1 protein-coding gene is annotated in these 315 nt (G+C 69.5%); it reads right to left on the reverse strand.

Going from position 1 to position 315, the window contains the following annotated elements:
* Positions 1-315: hypothetical protein (locus ACTFO6_RS18330; protein ID WP_439935814.1), on the reverse strand; the 315-nt coding region annotated here is incomplete at both ends.

Genomic DNA, 315 nt, shown 5'->3' on the forward strand with positions numbered 1-315 from the left:
GATCACCAGCGACCCCAAGGTCAAGGAGAGCATCTCGGGGACGATGCCCGCCCCGAAGGCGATCTCGGTCAAGGCGGGATCGTCGATCACAACTCGCCCCGCCCCGCGCTCGAAGGGGTAGACCGTGTCCGTGGGCGGATCAAAGGCAGGCGCTTCTGGCGCGAGGGCGATCAACTCGGCGAGCGACATGCTTGCGCCGTCGGCGAAGCGCACCGTCTCGATTCCCCGCCCCAGGGGCTCCTGTGGCCGGGGGATCAGAAGCCGCGCCCCCCGCCCATCGCCCCAGGAGAGGTCGAGGGTCACGTAGGGGAGCAC

The sequence above is a fragment of the Pelomicrobium sp. G1 genome (genome assembly GCF_051905455.1).
Taxonomy (GTDB): domain Bacteria; phylum Pseudomonadota; class Gammaproteobacteria; order Burkholderiales; family UBA6910; genus Pelomicrobium.